At 65.2% G+C, this 1,468-nt stretch carries 2 protein-coding genes; both read left to right on the top strand.

Annotated features, from left to right (window positions below; genetic code table 11):
- Positions 1–447 (top strand): AMP-binding enzyme (locus ACFQ3C_RS18875; protein WP_449329190.1); only part of this gene is annotated, 447 nt, incomplete at its 5' end.
- Complete coding sequence (locus tag ACFQ3C_RS18880) at positions 444–1,424, top strand: 2-dehydropantoate 2-reductase (RefSeq protein WP_380795236.1); 981 nt, start codon at positions 444–446, stop codon at positions 1,422–1,424. The genes ACFQ3C_RS18875 and ACFQ3C_RS18880, both read left to right, overlap by 4 nt.
- The last annotated feature ends 44 nt before the right edge of the window (positions 1,425–1,468 follow it).

Below are 1,468 nucleotides of genomic sequence, written 5' to 3' on the forward strand. Positions count from 1 at the left end.
GGCTATGAGGGCAATCCCGAAGCGAATGAGAAGAATTTCTTCGAGGCCGAGGGCAAGCGCTGGTTCCGCACCGGGGATCAGGGCCAGTTCGACGCCGACGGGTTCCTGTCCCTGACGGGTCGCCTGAAAGAGATCATCAACCGCGGCGGAGAAAAGATCAGCCCGCTTGAGGTGGACGGTGTATTGTCCGATCATCCCGCCATCGCGCAGGTCGTGACCTTCGCCATACCGCATGCGAAACTGGGCGAAGAGGTGGGCGCGGCCGTGGTGCTGAAGGAAGGCATGGACGCCACCGAGCGCGACATCCGCGATTTCGCAAGCGAACGGCTGGCGGCGTTCAAGGTGCCGCGCAAGATCCTGATCCTGGACGAAATTCCCAAGGGCGCGACCGGCAAGCTGCAACGCATCGGCCTGGCCGAGAAACTGGGACTGGTGGAACAGGCATGAAGATCTGCATCTTTGGCGCGGGCGCGATCGGCGGCTACATGGGCGCGAAACTGGCCGAGGCCGGGGCCGATGTCAGCCTGGTGGCGCGCGGCCCGCATCTGGCGGCGATGCAGGCCAATGGCCTGACGCTGATCGAGGACGGCGAGACGAAAACCTATCCGGTGAACGCATCCGATGATCCCGCGGCCCTGGGGCATCAGGACTATGTGATCGTCACCCTCAAGGCGCATTCCGTGCCGCCGGTCGTGGCGAAGATGCAGCCCCTGATCGGGCCCGACACGACCATCGTATCGGGCGTGAACGGGGTGCCGTGGTGGTATTTCCACAAGATCGGCGGCGCGCTGGAAGGCACGCGGCTGGCCTCGGTCGATCCGGGCTGCGCGCAATGGAACGGCTTTGGCCCCGATCGCGTTCTGGGCTGCGTGGTCTACCCGGCGGCCGAGGTGATCGAACCCGGCGTGGTCAAGCATATCGAGGGCAACCGCTTTTCTCTGGGCGAGCCTGACGGGTCGAAATCAGAGCGCGCCACGCGCCTGTCAGAGGCGCTGTCAAAGGCCGGGCTGAAGGCCCCCGTCCGCCCGAAGATCCGCGACGAGATCTGGGTGAAACTCTGGGGCAACCTGTCGTTCAACCCGATTTCGGCGCTGACCCATGCCACGCTGGATGTGCTGTGCACCGATCCCGGCACGCGGGAGGTGGCGCGCAACATGATGCTGGAAGCGCAGGAGATCGCGGAAAAGCTGGGCGTCAAATTCCCCATCGACGTGGATCGCCGCATCCAGGGCGGCGCGGATGTCGGCGCGCACCGCACATCCATGTTGCAGGATCTGGATGCCGGGCGGCCCATGGAAATCGACGCGCTCGTCGGCTCGGTCCGGGAGCTGGGACGCGTGACGGATACGCCGACACCCACGATCGACACGGTGCTTGCCCTGATAACCCTGCGCGCCAAGGTGGCCGGTCTTTACGGCGGTTGACGGGGGACGCGTCCGGCAAGCAAAGCATCAGGCAGCCGCCGAAA

Origin of the sequence: Seohaeicola saemankumensis, assembly GCF_042678485.1 — a bacterium.
GTDB lineage: Bacteria > Pseudomonadota > Alphaproteobacteria > Rhodobacterales > Rhodobacteraceae > Seohaeicola > Seohaeicola saemankumensis.